Genomic DNA, 16,209 nt, shown 5'->3' with positions numbered 1-16,209 from the left:
GTCTCACACGGGCCACACGGTCTCTGCAGGCCGCTCCCCTACGGTTGAATCATGACCGACCGTACCCTCCCGCCACCAGAAGTCCCGCAGCCCGCGCGAGGCCACGTCGTCGGCACGGCCAAGGGTTACCCGCCGCCGACCAGCGTCGGGACCCCGATGCCGGGGCGGACTGCGGGCCTCAGACCCCGCGTGGGGCCGCGCCTGGCGGCAGCGGCCGCCGCCGTGCTCGCGCTCTGGGGCGTGTGGGCCACGTGGGACACGTTCGTCGCCTCGGAGAGCGGCCAGCGCGTCGACCAGCTCGCACTCGAGGGCGCCGCGACCGGGCAGGGTGCGCTCATGGAGCTCGCCGGGCCCGTGCTCGGCGTGGTGTCGACCTCGTTCGTCGGGCTGGGCCTGGCGGTCGCCGTGGTCCTGGCGCTGGCGCGCGGGCGCTGGTGGCTCGCGGCGCAGGTGGCGATCCTGGTGGCCGGCTCGAACCTCAGCACGCAGGTGATCAAGGTGATCCTCGATCGGCCGCCCCTGCTCGACTCCGCGCGCGCCGACATCAACACCCTCCCCAGCGGGCACACCACTGTCGCCGCGTCCGTCGCCGCGGGCCTGCTCATCGCGGTGCCCCGGCGCTGGCGGCCGCTGGTCGCGGTGGCGGGCGCCGCCTACACGGCGGCCACCGGCGTCTCCACCCTGATCGGGCAGTGGCACCGGCCCTCCGACGTCGCCGCCGCCATCCTCGTGGTGCTCGCCTGGAGTGCGGGAGTCTGCGCGCTGAGCTCGCCCTCGTCCCTGGACGAGCCGCGGCGCGGCGGGGAGCCGGGGTCGTCCACCGCAGTGGGCCTGCTGCTGGTCGGCGCCGTCGGCACCGGGGTTCTCGCCGTCGGCGCGCTCGGTAGCGTGGGCGGCTACGACTGGGGGCTGCCCGGCGGTGACCTCACCGCGTACATGGGCGGGATGCTCGGGGTCGTGGCCGTGACGCTGGCTTCGTTCGCGCTGCTGCTCATGGTCCGCCAGTCGACGGCGCGCCCCCAGGGCTCGTAGGGCCCAGAACGGGCCAGACGCCCAGGTCACCGGTGACCTGGGCGTCTGACACGTCATGCGATGAGGATCAGGGCGTCGAGTACCCGCCCGTGTAGGAGCCCGAACCGGAGTACGCGAGCACGCGCCAGCGGTAGGTCCCGGCCGTGCCCGAGTAGCTCACGGTCTCGTCAGGGGCCGAGGTGATGCCCTGGGCCACGTTGGACCAGGTGCTGCCGCTCAGCCTCTGGAGGTAGAGGTCGAAGTCGACCCCGCTCGGCCCGTCGAGGCAGCCCGTGATGGTGCCGGCAGACGCCGTGAACCCGGTGCTGGTCGGCTCGTACGCCGAGGCGCCGGAGGTCAGCGAACCGCTGAACGCCGTCTCCTCGGTCGCGCAACCCGTCGGAGTGCCGCCACCACCGGTGATCAGCGCGACGCCCGCGGCGCTGAGCGCCTCGCCCACCGGCTGGAAGTAGGTGGTGCCGCCGGACGAGCAGTTGCCCGAACCGCCCGAGGTCATGCCCTGGGCCTGGGAACCCGCGAGCAGCGAGCCGCCCGAGTCACCAGGCTCGGCGCAGACGTTGGTGCGGATCAGCCCGGAGACCGTGCCCTGGGGGTAGGTGACCGAGGCGTTCAGCGCCTGGATGGTGCCGCAGTGCCAGCCGGTCGTGGAACCGGAACGGCAGACCGTGGCGCCGACGGCGGCAGCGGTCGAGCCCGCGACACCGACGGTGCCGCCGGCGTAGTTGTTGACGGCGCCCACGGGGACGTCGTCGGTGCCCGTGTTGACGTAGGCGTAGTCGTTGCCCGGGAAGGACGACGTGCGGAAGGTGCCGGTCGGCGAGGTGGTGGTGGCGCCGACGGTGCCGCAGTGGCCTGCGGTGACGAAGCCGCTGGTGGCCGAGAACCCGACCGAGCAGCGGGACCCGCCGATGTAGTACGCGTTGCCGCCGATCACGTTGATGAAGGTGCGGGGCAGCTCTGCCACCTCGACGACGGAGACGGAGCCTGCTGGGACCCCTGCTCGCTGGACGGCGGCGGTGACGGCAGCCTTGGCGCCCTCCGCAACCTCCATGACTACCGCGTTCGACTCGACGTCCACGTAGGTGGCGGCGATCTTGGCGGTCGGTGCGGCCCGGTAGGCCTTCGTAGCGAGCCGGTCGAGCTGGCTGAGCGACTGGTCGACGGTGACGGCAGTCGCTCCGGCAGCGCGGACGTCCGCGGCTCCGGCCTGGTCGGTGACGGCTACGAACAGCTTGCTGCCCTCGACCCACGCGCCGGCGTATGCCGAGTCGAGGGTCTTGGCGATCGTGTGCTGCTTGTCGGACAGGACCTCATCTGTCTTGAGGCGAGCCACGGCCTGTGAGGTGGTCAGGCCAAGGTCGCGCTCCATGGCGGCGACCAAACCGGGGGCGTACGTGGACACCTCTGGCTTGTCGGATCCGGCGGCTGCGCTTGCGGTTGCAGCGGTGATGCTGCCGGCGAGAAGCGTCGCCGCGGCTGTAGCCACGGTGATCGCTCTGAAGGATGTGCGTCTCATGTCCAGCGACTCCTTGTCGTCGGGGCAATGGATTCACCCAGTGCGGCAAAGCGTAGGGTCGCCCTCAGGAAACTCACAGATACCGATTAGGGCATATCGGAGGAATATGCGGACATGCCGCAGAGCAGGTAAGGGAACCCCCTACCTGCCCTGCGGCCCGATATGACCGTCGGCGTCCAGCGCCTACGGGATCAGCTGGTCACGAGCGACACACCGGCCGCGCTCAGCGCCTCGCCCACCGGCTGGAAGTAGGTCTGACCACCGGAGGTGCAGTTGCCCGAACCGCCGGAGGTCATGCCCTGGGCCTGCGAGCCCGCGAGCAGCGAGCCGCCCGAGTCACCCGGCTCGGCGCAGACGTTGGTGCGGATCAGCCCGGTGACGCTGCCCTCGGCGTAGTTCACCGTGGCGTTCAGGGCCTGGATGGTGCCGCAGTGCCAGCCGGTCGTGGAACCGGAACGGCAGACCGTGGCGCCGACGGCGGCCGGCGTCGAACCCTGGACGGCGACGTTGCCGCCCGCGTAGTTGTTGACGGCGCCCACGGAGACGTCGTCGCTGCCCGTGCTGACGTAGCCGTAGTCGTTGCCCGGGAACGACGACCGGGTGAAGGTGCCGGTCGGCGACGTGGTGGTGCTGCCGACGTCGCCGCAGTGGCCGGCGGTGACGAAGCCACCGGTGGCCGAGAAGCCGACCGAGCAACGCGAGACGTTGTCGATGTAGTAGGCGTTGCCGCCGATCACGTTGATGAGCGTCCGGGGACGCTCCGTGGCAGTCGCGAGGGTGACGGCGTCGGCGGGCACACCCGCCGCGGCCACGGCCGCTGCGACCTCGGCCTCGGCGCCCTTGACCACGTCGACGACGATCTGGTTGGTCTGCACGTCGACGCGGTACGTCGTCACGTCGGAGGAGGACAGCGCGCCGTCCAGGTCGGCCGTCCAGGCGTCGAGCGCCTTGAGCGAGTTGTCCACGGTCACTGGAGTGGCACCTGCGGCACGGACGTCAGCGGCCTCGGTGGCATCGGTGACGGCTACGTGCAGCGCGTCCGTGCCCTCGACCCAGGCACCGGCGTAGGTCGCGCCGAGCGACTTGGCCAGGCCCTGCTGCGTGACGGCCAGGTTCTCCTGCGCCTCGAGCTGCGCCACGGCCTGAGCGGTGCTCAGGTTCAGGTCACGCTCCATGGCGGCCACCAGGCCCGGCGCGTAGCCCGAGGATGCGGCCTCGACGTCGGACGGTGCGGCAGCGACGGCGCTGATGGTGCCGGCAAAGAGGCCCACGGTGGCTGTTGCCACGGCGACGGCCCGGAGGGAAGTGTGTCTCATCTCCAGCGACTCCTTGTGTCGTACAGCGGGCGAATAGTCCGCCCACAGGTGATTTTCACCCGTGGCGTCACTGTAGGAGGAGATGGACTTCAGGCCCAGATCACACTGAGGTCATACAAGTTTCCTATGGAGGGCAAACTACGTACGAGTTCACGACGGGACAGGGCGCGATCAGGTGAGCATCCCGTACATCGCCAGCCACTGCTCGTACTGCGGGCTGCGCCGCACGGCGTCCCGGTGCGCGCGGTGGGCGGCGCCCTCGACGGCCTCCAGGTCCACCCGCAGATCGGCGTCGTGCCGCCAGCCCAGGTAGTGCGTGCGCCGCAGCGGCGCCCCGGCCAGCGGGACCGTCACGACACCCGGCGGGTCGAGCTGCCCCGGCTCGACGAGCGCGACGGCGCGCCCCGACCGCACCTGGTCGACGGCGATGGTCCACTCGGCCTCGCCTATACCGCGTGGGGTGAACCCCGCACGGACGCACGCCGAGACGAAGCAGTCCTCGAGGTCGCTGTGCGACGGCACGCAGAGCCACTGCTCCTCGGCCAGCTCGGCGAGCGAGACCTCGGGCTTGCCCGCGTACGGGTGGTGCTCGTCGAGCAGCACGAACATCGGGTCGGTACAGACCCGGGTCCACGCGACCTCCACTGCGGGCGGCGGCGAGACGTCGGAGCACATGCCGACCAGCCCGACGTCGATGGTCCCCCGGGCAAGCCGGGACGCGACGTCGTCCGCCAGGTGCGGCATGGCCGTGGTGACCTGCGCGCCGGGGATGGCGATGTGCAGCTGGTTGACGAACAGTCCGCCGAGCGCGGTGCCGGTGATACCCACCCGCACCGTCTCGCCCCGGGCCACGTCGCCGTTGACGAGCCGTTCGGCGTCGTCGGCCAGGGCCGACATCGCCGGGAGAAGCACGCGAGCGTGCCGGAGTATCAGCTCACCGAGCTCTGTCGGGCGCGCACCGAAGCGATCGCGGACGAAGACGTTCCCGCCCAGCGACCGGTCGATGCGGTTGAGCTGCGCAGTCAACGCCGGCTGCGCGATGCCGAGGGCAGCGGCCGCCTTTGTGACGCTGCCCGACTCGGCAACAGCGACAACCATCCTCAAGTGCCGCATGTCGAGTTCCACACGGTGGAAAATATCTGTCATAGCTCCAGATGTCTCGGTCGCGCGCAAGATTTATCGGCGACGACGACTGACCGTTACGTCCCAGAAACGAAACGAAAACCGTCCTGGGGGCAGAAACTGGCGCCTGACGTCATTCCGCCAGGAAACCGTCACGAACCAGGCCGCGTACCGCTGGCAGCAGCTCGGCCGCCAGGGCGTCCCCTGGAACGTCGAACAGCGCTGCGAGCGCACCGACGATCTGGCCCACCGTCAGCTCGCCGTCACAAGCACCCACCAGCGCCGCGAGCGGGCTCGACGCCTGCACGCCGCGCCCCAGGCCGTCGCCCTGCCGGAGCACCACGACGTTCGGGTCGGCCGCGCCGGGCGTCAGGTATCGCTCCTCGGTGATGTCGGCGGCCGTCACCAGGTGCGCGGCGGCCAGCGCGGCGTCGTCGCGCGCCGCGAGCCAGTCGTGCCCGGCGAGGCTGCGGGCGATGTGCGCGCCGAGCGGCTGCCGCACCGACCCCGTGTGCTCCTCGAGGCGCCGCAGGGTGGGCGGCCCGGTCACCGGGCGGCGGAGCGTCACGATCCCGAAGCCGACCGCCTCGACGTCCCGGGACGCGAAGTCGTCGAGCCATGCACCGTAGGCAGCGGCCCAGGCGTCCGGCTCCCGGTCGGGGGTGGTGCCACCGTCCCGGATCCACGTCTCGGCGTACTCGGCGGGGTCGAGGACCTCCCGCTGGATGATCCAGCCGTCCAGGCCGGCGTCGTCGAGCCACGCGCCGACCCGCTCGGTCCAGGGCTCGCCCCGGCGATGCTCCCAGTTGCCGAGGAGCTGGGCGGTGCCGCCCGGCGCGAGCACACCGCCGACGCCGAGGATCAGGTCCCGCACCAGGTCGTCACCGGCCCGGCCGCCGTCGCGGTACTCGTAGTCGCCGAGCGCCTCGGCCACCGCCCGCCCGGCGGCCCCGGCGTGCGGGGTGATCACGAACGGCGGGTTCGAGACCACCAGGTCGAAGCGCTCCCCGGCCACCGGCTCCAGCATCGACCCGTGCCGCAGCTCCACCTCCGCACCGGCCTGCGTGTTCAGCGCGACGTTGAACCTCGCGAAGGCGAGCGCACGCTCGGAGATGTCGGTCGCCACCACCTGCTGCGCGTGCCGCGCCGCGTGCAGGGCCTGGATGCCGCAGCCGGTGCCGAGGTCGAGCACCCGGCCGGTCGGCGTGCGCACGGTCACCTGCGCGAGCGTCAGCGACGCACCGCCGGCGCCGAGCACGTGGTCCCCCGCCAGGCGCCCGCCCGTCGCCAGCTCACCCAGGTCGGAGGCGAGCCACCAGCGCGCATCGCCGACGGCGTCGGCCGACGAGTAGGGGCGCAGGTCCACGAGGGCGCGCACCTCGTCGTCGTCCCCGGTGCCCTGCGCGGAGACCAGGCCGATGCGCACGGCGCCAGTCACCCCGAGCTCGGGCAGGGCCCGGTCCAACGCGGCCCGCGGCACTGCCGCGCCGAGCAGAAAGAGGTCGGTGAGGGTCGCCAGCGGGTCCCGGTCCGACGGCGGTTTGCCGGCCACCGCCGCGACCAATGCGCGCCGCGCGGGCAGCGACTGCTCCCGGTGCAGCGCCGCCGCGGCGAGCTTGCCGAGGAGGTTCTCGACGCCGTCGACGTCAAAGGCGGACGAGACCAGGTCGGCACGCAGGGAGTCGACGAGGGCGAGGTCGGTCACGAGAGGCTGCACGAGCCCATCCTGGGCCCCTACGGGTTGCAGTTCGAGTTGACGTAGACGGAGATGGCCTCGGACGCCGCGACCATGGCCTCGGTGTCGAGCTCCTGCTGCGCACCGCCCACGGCCGAGATCACCGCGGGGCCGTCGTCGGGCTCGACCCGCTCGATGTTGTTGGCCACCGTCGAGTAGTACGTGAAGGCGACCGCCCAGTCCGCGGAGATGTCCTCGGGGGGTGTCACACCCTCGAGCGCGTTGCGGGCGTTGACGAACCCGTTGCGCAGGGTGTCGGGCTGGTCCTCGACCATCGCCGACTGCGCGTTGGCGGCCTGCGTCCACGCCATCTGCGTCTGCGCGCACGATGCGGCGTCCGCGCTCGAGACCGCGCCGCCTTCGCCCCCGCCGAGGCTCGTGCCCCAGCCGGTACCCAGGCCGAGCAGCGCGGCGACGACACCCGACGCCACCAGCACCACCGGCTTGTCGAGCACCTTGGGCAGCCCCTGGCGCAGGACGGTCTTGATCCGCCTCTGCTGCGCGGTGCTGGGTGCGGGGATGCGCCCCTTGGCGCCCTTCCGGCCGGCGTTCTTGGTGGCGGGCTTGGCGGCCGGCAGGCCCGAGCGGGTGGGCGGGACGTCGTCGGGCTGCAGCTCCGGGAGCGGACCCGGAACTGGCCCCGGCAGCAGCTCGACCGGGGCCTCGTCGGCCACCGGAGGTGTGTTCAGCGGAAAGCCGCCTGCCGGAGTTGGCTCGAGGTCGTCCTTGGGCGCGCCCTTCGTGCCGGACTTGGCGCCCTTGCTCCTGGACCGGGACTTGCTGACCTTGCCGCTCTTGCCGCCGACGTTCTTGCCGCGGCCGCGGGTCACCGCGGGCTCGGCGGCTGCGACGGCCCCCCACGGATTCGAGTCGCCCTCGCCGCTGCCGTCGCCGTCGGCCACGACGGGAGCCGGTACGGGCCCCCAGGGGGAGCCGCTCTCGTCGCCCGGCAGCGCGTCACCTGGCAGGGCGTCGGCCGAGGCGGGGAACGGTGCGGCCGGGGTGCTGCCCCAGGGGCTGGGCGCGGCCTCGCTCTCCGCGAGACTCTCCGCCCACTCAAGAGCACTGGCGGTTGGCGCTGACTCCCCGGCCGCGAGGCTCTCCGCCCAGGTGAGCGCGTTGCTTGCGGGGGGGCCTCCAGCGCGGGACGCAGCACGGCCACCTCGCGAGCCCTTGCGCCGTGTCGCACTCATAGCCGCGCACTTTACCCGCTACACCCCCCTGGGCAGGAGGGGCAAGTGTGTGATACCTCGCGAACCTTGGGTGAAGTCGCTACCTGTTCAGGTAGTTGATGCTCGCCCAGAAGACCACGACGATCACCAGGACGACCCAGATACCGAGCGTCAGGAGGCCCCAGTTACGCGCCTGGCGGGACGCCCTACGGGCTTTGTCGTGCTGCTGCGTCCGCCACAGGGAATTGACCCGCGCCGCGTTCACGAGGGCGACTATGCCGGTGGGCGGGAAGCCGAAGATGGTCACCAGGACGGCGAACACAAGATACGACCGCGGCGGATACTGCAGCTGCGCCGGGTAGGTGTGGACGTTGACGTGCACGGGCGCGCGCGAACCACCCGGTACCACGGGTGGGTTGGCGGAGCTGCTCATGGACGTCCCCCTCACCTACGTAAAGGGAGAACTTAGTCCAATTTCGGAGATTTGTTGAATGTGCAGGTCAGGCGGGGATTTTTCGCAGTACCTCACGATAAAAATGCACTCCGCGACCCAGAGAATCAACGCTCAGGTGCTCCCCGACGCCGTGAATCGACTGTCGCTGCTCACGCGTCAGTGCGAACGGGCTGAACCGGTAGACGTGATCGCTGATGGGCGTGAAGGTGCGGGCGTCGGAGGACGCGAGCAGCACGTACGGCGCAACGACGGCGTCCGGGTACGACGCGCTGATCGCCTCGCCGATCAGCGCGAACTGCTGGCTGTCCGTCGGCGAGACCTCGCTGGGCTCGCTGCGCTCCACGACCTCGATCTCGACGTCCTTGTCCCCGATGATGCGGCGCAGCCGCGCCACCGTGCGGTCCACGGTCTCGCCGAGCGCCACCCGGACATCGAGGTGAGCACGGGCCGACGACGCCGCTACGTTCGCCCCCGCACCGCCCTGGAGCTCGGTGACCGCCACCGTGGTACGGACCACCGCCACGGCCTCGGGCCCGCCGGAGGCCAGCATCCAGGCCGCGAGCTTGCTCAGCGGCCCGGAGGCGATCTTGCTCGCGACCTTCAGCAGCGTGCCCCTGAAGCCGCTGGCGGTGGGCGCGACCCGCTCCAGCATCGCCACGGTGGGGGTGTTGACCCGCGCCGCGAACCGACGCCCGCTCACCCGCGTCACCGCGCGGGCGAGGCGCGCCGTCGCGGTCCGCCGGCTGGGTATCGCCGAGTGGCCCCCGGCATCCGTGGTGTACAGGTTCACCCCGACCAGGCCCTTCTCTGCCACACCCACCAGCGCCGTCTGCCGGTTCACGCCGGGGAAGGCGTCGGTCACGACGCCCCCGCCCTCGTCGATCACGAGCCACGGGCGCACACCGAGCTCGTACAGGCGCCGGACGGCGATCTTCGCCGTCCCGCCGGCGGCCTCGGCGTCGGCCCCGAAGAACAGCCAGACGTCCCGCTCGGGGAGGAAGCCCTCGCCGAGCAGCGTCTCCACGGCGTCGAGCACCGCGACCAGGCCGCCCTTGTCGTCGAGGGTGCCGCGGCCGTGCACCACGCCGTCCCGGATCTCGCCCGAGAAGGGGTTCGCGGACCAGTCCGCCGCCTGGACCGCTGCCACGTCCTGGTGCGCCACGAGCACCACCGGGAAGGGGTGCAGCACGTCCTGGCGCCCGCGGCCCGGCCAGCGGTAGAGCAGACCGTGTTCGCCCGCCGGCTCGCTCTGCAGGGCGTGCACTCGCGGGTAGAACGTCGCCAGCGCGGCGCGGTGCCGGCCGAAGGCCTCGTGGTCGACGTACTGCGGGTCCCACGACGACAGCGTCGGGATCTGCACGAGCGAGGACAGGTGCCCGGCCGCGAGGTGGCCCGCAGCGGCGTTGCGCTCGCCGTACGGCTCCGAGGGCGTGAACGAGGAGGCGGCGGGCCGGCCGGACAGCGCGGCGTCCGGAGCCGCCGGCTGCTCGGCGACCGGCTGGTCCTTCTGCGATCCCGGTTGCCGGAGCGTCTCGCGCACGGCCGTCGTCGGGGACGCGGCCGTCGTCGACGACCTGGCCGTCGTCGAGGCCGCGGCACGCGACGGCTCGGCCCGCGACGGCTCGGCCCGCGGGGACCGCGCAGGAGACGCTTCCGGACGCGTCGTGGACAGCGGCACGGGGGAAGCAGCCGGAGCCGCCTGCGAGCGTGCCTGGGCCGTCACGTCGCTGGTCGATGCGCCCGGCTGGGCGGCTGCCTTGGCGATCATTTCGGCCGTGACCTGAGGGATGGCCTCGGTCGGGTCGATGTCGGCACTCACGGGACCTTCTCCTGCTCCGGGTCTCCCACGTAGGGGCTCCTGCTTCGGGGCTCTCGCCAACACCCGTGGACCACGGGTCGTTCGGGAGCGCAACATCGCAGACGATAGCGGTGCACCCGGTTTTTAACCTACCCCCGGTGCGGAACTCAAACGCCCGCGCTTGTCCTACTTTGCCGGATACTGCGCCGGTTCGCCCGACGACGTTGCGGTGCAGCGCACCGAGCGGGCCGCGCGCGGGTGCGCGAGAGAGTGCCGGCAGCGCCGAACAATGCCGTTGACCGCGCCCGTGCCCGGGGGTGCACTGTTCGCATGACCACTGAGCGCTGGACCTCCGCCACCGTCTACCCCGACATGTGGACGGACCCCGACGACGACCCGCGCGAGGCGCTGGCCAATCCGGTCGGCGAGAAGGAAACCCTCTGGAACTACCTCAAGCACTACCGGATCACGCTGGAGATGAAGTGCGACGGGCTCGACGCCGAGCAGATGGCGCGGCGGTCGGTGCCGCCGTCGACCATGTCGCTGCTCGGGCTGGTGCGGCACCTCGCCGCCGTCGAGCAGAGCTGGTTCCAGCGGGCGCTGCAGGGGCAGGAGGACCTGCCCAGGCTGTTCGGCAAGTCGGAGAACCGCGACGAGGACTTCGACGGCGCTGTGGCCGACCCCGCCGTCGTCGCTGAGGCGTGGGAGACCTGGCGGAACGAGGTCCAGGCCGCCGACGCCTGGATGGAGACCCTTCCCGAGGACGGGCTGGGCGCGACCGTCACGCACCACGGGGACCAGACTCCGGTGCGCGACATCCTGGTGCACATGATCGAGGAGTACGCCCGCCACGTCGGCCACGCCGACCTGCTCCGCGAGTGCGTAGACGGCCGCGTGGGCCAGTAGCTGGGACTGAGACGACTTCGGTCGGTTGCCATGAGATCGGTCCGTTGAAGGACCGATCTCATGGCAACCGACCGAAGTCGTATTACAGGTCAGGCCAGGTCAGGTCAGACCGTGGCCTCTGCGCGGTCCTGTTCCGCCTGCTGCTCGGCGTCCACCCGGCTGGCCCGCATGCGGGACCAGATCACGGCGCCGAACGCCACGGCCGCAGCCAGGAGCGCGATGCCGATGCGGAGCGCGTGGTTCGCGTCCGCGGGCACGCTCATCGCCACCACTGCCGGCGCGATCAGCAGCGCGACCAGGTTCATCACCTTGATCAGCGGGTTGATCGCCGGGCCGGCGGTGTCCTTGAACGGGTCGCCTACGGTGTCGCCGATGACGGTCGCGGCATGGGCGTCGGAGCCCTTGCCGCCGTACTTGCCGTCCTCGACGATCTTCTTCGCGTTGTCCCAGGCGCCGCCCGAGTTGGCCAGGAAGATCGCCATGAGCACACCGGTCCCGATGGCGCCGGCCAGGAACCCGGCCAGCGGCCCGACGCCGAGGCCGAAGCCCACCGCGATGGGCGCGAACGCCGCCAGCAGACCCGGCGTGATGAGCTCGCGCAGCGAGTCCCGGGTGCAGATGTCGACGACCTTGCCGTACTCGGGGCGCTCCTCGTACGTCATGATGCCCGGGTGCTCGCGGAACTGGCGGCGCACCTCGAACACGATGGCGCCGGCGGCGCGCGTCACGGCGTCGACCGCGAGCCCCGAGAACAGGAACACGGTGGCGCCACCGAGAATCACGCCGACGAGCGTGACCGGCGAGATGATCTCGTAGCTGAGCATCGAGGTCACGAGCCCGGTGCCGACGTTCTGGACCTGGGCGAGCGCGTGCGACACGGCGTCGGCGTAGGAGCCGAACAGCGCGGTCGCGGCGAGCACTGCCGTGGCGATCGCGATGCCCTTGGTGATCGCCTTGGTGGTGTTGCCGACGGCGTCCAGGTCGGTGAGGATCTGCGCGCCTTCCTCGTCGACGTCGCCCGACATCTCGGCGATGCCCTGCGCGTTGTCGCTGACCGGGCCGAACGTGTCCATGGCGACGATGACGCCCACCGTGGTCAGCAGCCCACAGCCCGCGAGGGCCACGAGGAACAGCGCCAGGGAGACGGAACCGCCGGCCAGCAGGAAGACGCCGCAGATCGCGGCGGCGATGATGCCGGCCGTGTAGACGGCGGACTCGAAGCCCACACCGATGCCGGAGAGCACCACGGTCGCGGCGCCCGTCCGGGAGGTCGCAGCCACGTGCAGCGTCGGCTTCTTGTCGGTGCCGGTGAAGTAGCCGGTAACCCAGAGGATGACACCCGCCAGCACGACGCCGATGAGCACGGCGAGGGCGGACACAACACGCGGGTCGGCGGTCACAGCCGAGAGGTCAGCGGTACCGGTCATCTGGTCGAACGAGGACGGCAGGTAGATGAACGAGGCGATCCCGGCCAGCACGGCGCCGACGATCGCGGAGATGTAGAAGCCGCGGTTGATCGCGGCGAGGCCGCTCTCGGACCCGCGGACCCGCGTGATGAACACACCCAGCAGCGCGACGAACGCGCCGATCGCGGTGACGATCAGCGGGAACACGAGGCCCTGCTCGCCCATCGCGGCCTTGCCCAGGATCAGGGCGGCCACGAGGGTCACGGCGTAGGACTCGAAGAGGTCGGCGGCCATGCCGGCGCAGTCGCCGACGTTGTCGCCCACGTTGTCGGCGATGGTGGCTGCGTTGCGGGGGTCGTCCTCGGGGATGCCCTGCTCGACCTTGCCGACCAGGTCGGCGCCGACGTCGGCGGCCTTGGTGAAGATGCCGCCGCCCACGCGCATGAACATGGCGAGCAGCGCGGCGCCGAAGCCGAACCCTTCCAGCACGGCGGGCGCGTCGACGTCGTACACAAGAACGACGAGCGCGGCACCGAGCAGGCCGAGGCCCACCACGGACATGCCGACGACGCCGCCGGTACGGAAGGCGATCCGGGCACCCTCGGCGCGGCCTCCGGGGCGCGTGGCGGCCGAGGCGACGCGGACGTTGGCCCGCACCGCGAGCCACATGCCCAGGTAGCCGATCGCCGCGGAGAACCCGGCGCCGAAGACGAACGCTATGGAGCGCCCGATCCGGATGCCGCTGTCCCCCGGTAGCAGGAAGAGCAGTCCGAACACGACCACCGCAAAGAGCAAGAGGGTGCGGAACTGCCGTTTCAGATAGGCGGAGGCGCCTTCCTGGATGGCTTGGCCGATGTCCTGCATCTTCGTGGTTCCATCAGGCGCGGCAAGCACCTGGCGACGCAGCACGAACGCACACCCGAGTGCGGCAACCGCGATGAGGGCGATCACCGCCACCGTGGTGTAGCTGCCTGCGCCGAAAACAATACCGTCTTCAGGCATTCGTCCTCCTCGACGAGCTCCGGGGCAGATTCCCCAGATATGTGTTGCCCTGTGCCCGCTTGACCAGCACAAGGCCGATGCGTCCCGCCAGCACCGTCGATGGCGGGAAGAGACCAGAGTCTACCCACATGTGACAGCAGTCACTATGTCGAAACGGCCGTGCGCTGCGCGCGGATCCGCCCGTGTTTACTGACGTCCCGGGCGGTCGGTCAGCCCCCGGATCTCCTGGAGCAGCCGCTCGGGGTCCGTGAGGTCCGGCAGCACGACATCGGCGCCGGCCGCAGCGAGCACTTCCGGCGGTGTGGTGCCCGACGCCACGGCCACCACCCGCGCGCCACCCTCCAGCCCCGTGCGCACGTCCTCGAGCGAGTCCCCGACGATCACGGTGTTGGAGACGTCGAAGGTGCTGTCGTACCGGTCCCCCGCGCGACGCTGCGCGACGGCCACGAGGGCCGGCCGGTGGGCGTCGTCGGACGAGTACCCGCCCACGCTCGGGTCCAGGTACTGCTCCATGCCGAAGACGCCCAGCTTGATCCGGGCGTTCGCCTCGAGGTTGCCCGTCACGACGGTCGCGACCAGGTCGCGCTCGGCCGCGACGGCCTTGAGCGACTGGATGGCCCCGGGGAGCACAACGCCGAGGCGCCGCACGTCCTCGGTGTGCGCCGCGAAACGCAGCGGCACCACCTCGAGCATCCGCGGCAGGAGGTCGTCGACCTCGCTCCCTGTGACGCCGTTGTCCTTAAGGAGAGCACGGATCGCCAGCGGCATCGTCACCCCGGTCCCGCGCGCCGGGAGGCGTTCGGCGGGCCGTCCCACGACCTCGGCGAACGCCTCCCGGTATGCGGTCCGGTCCACCTCCCCGACGTAGACGAGAGTCCGATCGATGTCCCAGAGCACCAGCGCTCTGGTTGCACCGCGGGAGGTGGCCGGCACGGTCACGACGTCAGGGCCGCGATCCGCTCGGTCAGCACCCGCGCGCCGACCCCGGACCGTCTTGTCGGTCCGCCTCGACGGAGGTCCGCCGACAGGTCGCGCAGGTGCTCGCGCAGCCGCGCCGACTGCACGGTCTCCGCGATGGCTACCGCTTCCTCGCCGGTCGAGCAGGCGGCGTCGAGGTCGCCCGCCCTGGCGTGCGCCTGGGCCGCCCGGCTCAGGAACAGCCCGTGCGTGCGACGCTCGCCCGCCCGTTCGGCCTGGATCGCGTGGCCGAAGCTCTCCACGGCGCGCGCCGTGTTGCCGAGCGCGAGGTGCGCCGACCCGGACTGCCCGTGGATCTCGCCCTCGTTCATCCAGTACAGCCAGTGCGGGTCGTCCTCGCCGCGGCCGCGGGCGCACAGGTCCGAGGCCTCACCGAGGGCACGGCGCGCTGCCTCGCCCTCACCGGCCGCCGCATGGCCGCGAGCCTGCCGGGTGAGCAGCGTCGCCGCGAGGTGCGGTGCGTCGAGGCGGGAGATCCGACGCCGCCCCGCTTCCGCGGCGCGGACAGCGTCGCGCGGGTCGCCGCTGGAGTAGCCGTGGATCGCGAGGTAGGACAGGGCGCCAGCCCCGAGCCTGTCGTCGGCCGCGGCGTGCGCGGCCCGCAGGCCGGCGAGCATGTAGGCGCGGGCCGCGTCCGTCCGTCCGGCGTCGAACGCGAACCAGCCCGCCTGGGTGGCGGTGTCCGCGGCGACGGCGGCGAGCTTGCGGCCCGTGACCTCGTCGTACGTGCTGCGCTCCAGAACCCGGACCACGAGGGCGAGGTGGGCGCGGGCCAGGTCGGCCACCGCCCCGCTGCCTGAGCCCTTGTCCATGACCCGCAGCTCGTCCAGCGTGCCCTGCAGGTGCCCGCACAGCTCGAGGGATACCCGAGTGCCGGCCGTGGCACGACGCAGGGGCTCGGCCTGTTCGGCGTCCCACCGCTGGATCATCGAGTTCAGCGCGATGCCGGACGCCGGACGCGGCGACTCAGTCCCGGCCGCGTCGCTCATCGCCGTGGCCGACACTGGCCCGTTGGCGTCGCTGGGCAGCCAGTCCGCGGTGTTGTCCGCGACGTGCGCCAGGCGGAGCGCGGTGAGCATACGATCAGCCGTCCACGGCAGGACCGGGTCGGGCGCGGTGGGCGTCACCTGCTCCGGCACGGCGCTGGCCTGGCCGGACGCACCGGTGCGCGCGGCTGTACCGGCGTCGGGCAGGGGGCTGATTCCCGGGAGCGGGAGCCGCACCAGGTCCGGCGGCGTGCCCAGGCCCGTCAGGAACTGGACGACGCGTGAGACGTCGGTGAGGCGGCGGTCACCGCACTCCAGCATCGACAGATAGGACTGGCTCAGGCCGGTGAGGGCCGCCACGTCCTCCTGCCGCAGTGGGACGAGCTGCCGCACCATGCGGCTGACCTGTCCGAAATCCCAGTCGGCGAGCGCGGCCCGGACTGCTTCGTCCTGCCAGACCCGGGTGGGCACGCTGGGGAGTGAGACGACGGGAACTGACTCGGTGCGTCGGCACGCGGCGCAGCGAGCTTCGGAGTTGTAACGACTGAGTACACAGCCGCATCGGGCGCAAGTGCGAACGGTGGCACGAGGCAACGGGGGCTCCTGGGGTCCGGCATTTCTCTTTTGCCGAGTTCATCGGCTCTGGATGACCACAGTGGTATCACCCTCGTGAGGACCCTGCATCCGGACGGTACTGGGCATTTTCTTCCATACAGAAGCAGGACCTCGCTAGGGCGTTTTCGCAGGTCAGACGGGTGCCTTCTTGGACAAGCGTCCAACTTGTGT

The 16,209-nt window shown here is 71.5% G+C and carries 12 protein-coding genes; 2 read left to right on the top strand and 10 right to left on the bottom strand.

Translation table 11 applies throughout. The annotated features are described in order from the left end of the window. Positions 1–51: 51 nt before the first annotated feature. Positions 52–1,032, top strand: a complete 981-nt coding sequence (locus tag AB1046_RS18430; RefSeq protein WP_369370745.1) for a phosphatase PAP2 family protein — start codon at positions 52–54, stop codon at positions 1,030–1,032. Between the two features lie 67 nt (positions 1,033–1,099). Here AB1046_RS18430 and AB1046_RS18425 read toward each other — a convergent pair whose 3' ends face one another. The 7 genes from AB1046_RS18425 to AB1046_RS18395 all read right to left on the bottom strand — a co-directional run bounded on the left by AB1046_RS18425 (position 1,100) and on the right by AB1046_RS18395 (position 10,166). Continuing rightward, positions 1,100–2,548 (bottom strand): S1 family peptidase, encoded by a 1,449-nt coding sequence (locus AB1046_RS18425; RefSeq protein WP_369370744.1) that lies wholly within the window; start codon positions 2,546–2,548, stop codon positions 1,100–1,102. Positions 2,549–2,739: 191 nt separating this feature from the next. Beyond that, positions 2,740–3,864, bottom strand: coding sequence for a S1 family peptidase (locus AB1046_RS18420; RefSeq protein WP_369370743.1), 1,125 nt, complete (start codon positions 3,862–3,864; stop codon positions 2,740–2,742). A gap of 171 nt (positions 3,865–4,035) precedes the next feature. After that, entirely contained in the window at positions 4,036–4,989 is a 954-nt protein-coding gene (locus tag AB1046_RS18415) for a LysR family transcriptional regulator (protein WP_369370742.1), read from the bottom strand. Positions 4,990–5,119: 130 nt separating this feature from the next. Then, the gene (locus AB1046_RS18410) at positions 5,120–6,703 is read right to left on the bottom strand and encodes a methyltransferase (RefSeq protein WP_369370741.1); all 1,584 of its coding nucleotides are present in this window, start codon (positions 6,701–6,703) and stop codon (positions 5,120–5,122) included. Between the two features lie 17 nt (positions 6,704–6,720). Continuing rightward, complete coding sequence (locus AB1046_RS18405) at positions 6,721–7,914, bottom strand: hypothetical protein (protein ID WP_369370740.1); 1,194 nt, start codon at positions 7,912–7,914, stop codon at positions 6,721–6,723. Between the two features lie 79 nt (positions 7,915–7,993). Beyond that, positions 7,994–8,326, bottom strand: coding sequence for a CD225/dispanin family protein (locus AB1046_RS18400; RefSeq protein WP_369370739.1), 333 nt, complete (start codon positions 8,324–8,326; stop codon positions 7,994–7,996). Positions 8,327–8,393: 67 nt separating this feature from the next. After that, positions 8,394–10,166 carry a M20/M25/M40 family metallo-hydrolase gene (locus tag AB1046_RS18395; protein WP_369370738.1) on the bottom strand — a complete coding sequence of 591 codons (1,773 nt, stop codon included), beginning with the start codon at positions 10,164–10,166 and terminating at the stop codon, positions 8,394–8,396. 309 nt (positions 10,167–10,475) lie between these two features. Here AB1046_RS18395 and AB1046_RS18390 point away from each other — a divergent pair, with 309 nt between their 5' ends. Beyond that, a complete protein-coding gene (locus tag AB1046_RS18390) occupies positions 10,476–11,051 on the top strand; it encodes a DinB family protein (protein WP_369370737.1) in 576 nt (191 codons plus the stop codon). A 104-nt stretch (positions 11,052–11,155) separates the two neighbouring features. Here AB1046_RS18390 and AB1046_RS18385 read toward each other — a convergent pair whose 3' ends face one another. The 3 genes from AB1046_RS18385 to AB1046_RS18375 form a co-directional block, all read right to left on the bottom strand. Then, entirely contained in the window at positions 11,156–13,459 is a 2,304-nt protein-coding gene (locus tag AB1046_RS18385) for a sodium-translocating pyrophosphatase (protein WP_369370736.1), read from the bottom strand. 186 nt (positions 13,460–13,645) lie between these two features. Next, positions 13,646–14,398, bottom strand: coding sequence for an HAD family hydrolase (locus tag AB1046_RS18380; RefSeq protein WP_369370735.1), 753 nt, complete (start codon positions 14,396–14,398; stop codon positions 13,646–13,648). Beyond that, positions 14,395–15,894, bottom strand: a complete 1,500-nt coding sequence (locus AB1046_RS18375) for a helix-turn-helix domain-containing protein (protein WP_369370734.1) — start codon at positions 15,892–15,894, stop codon at positions 14,395–14,397. The genes AB1046_RS18380 and AB1046_RS18375 overlap by 4 nt, the downstream gene beginning before the upstream one ends. Positions 15,895–16,209: the final 315 nt, after the last annotated feature.

Origin of the sequence: Promicromonospora sp. Populi, from assembly GCF_041081105.1 — a bacterium.
GTDB lineage: Bacteria > Actinomycetota > Actinomycetes > Actinomycetales > Cellulomonadaceae > Promicromonospora.
The sequence above is the reverse complement of the archived record's forward strand: the minus strand, read 5'-3'. Positions and strand labels throughout refer to the sequence as shown.

Excerpts from the sequence above, each read along its gene's own strand:
- AB1046_RS18430 (WP_369370745.1), top strand. The coding sequence starts at position 52 with ATGACCGACCGTACCCTCCCGCCACCAGAAGTCCCGCAGCCCGCGCGA.
- AB1046_RS18425 (WP_369370744.1), bottom strand. The coding sequence starts at position 2,548 with ATGAGACGCACATCCTTCAGAGCGATCACCGTGGCTACAGCCGCGGCG.
- AB1046_RS18420 (WP_369370743.1), bottom strand. The coding sequence starts at position 3,864 with ATGAGACACACTTCCCTCCGGGCCGTCGCCGTGGCAACAGCCACCGTG.
- AB1046_RS18405 (WP_369370740.1), bottom strand. The coding sequence starts at position 7,914 with ATGAGTGCGACACGGCGCAAGGGCTCGCGAGGTGGCCGTGCTGCGTCC.
- AB1046_RS18400 (WP_369370739.1), bottom strand. The coding sequence starts at position 8,326 with ATGAGCAGCTCCGCCAACCCACCCGTGGTACCGGGTGGTTCGCGCGCG.
- AB1046_RS18390 (WP_369370737.1), top strand. The coding sequence starts at position 10,476 with ATGACCACTGAGCGCTGGACCTCCGCCACCGTCTACCCCGACATGTGG.
- AB1046_RS18385 (WP_369370736.1), bottom strand. The coding sequence starts at position 13,459 with ATGCCTGAAGACGGTATTGTTTTCGGCGCAGGCAGCTACACCACGGTG.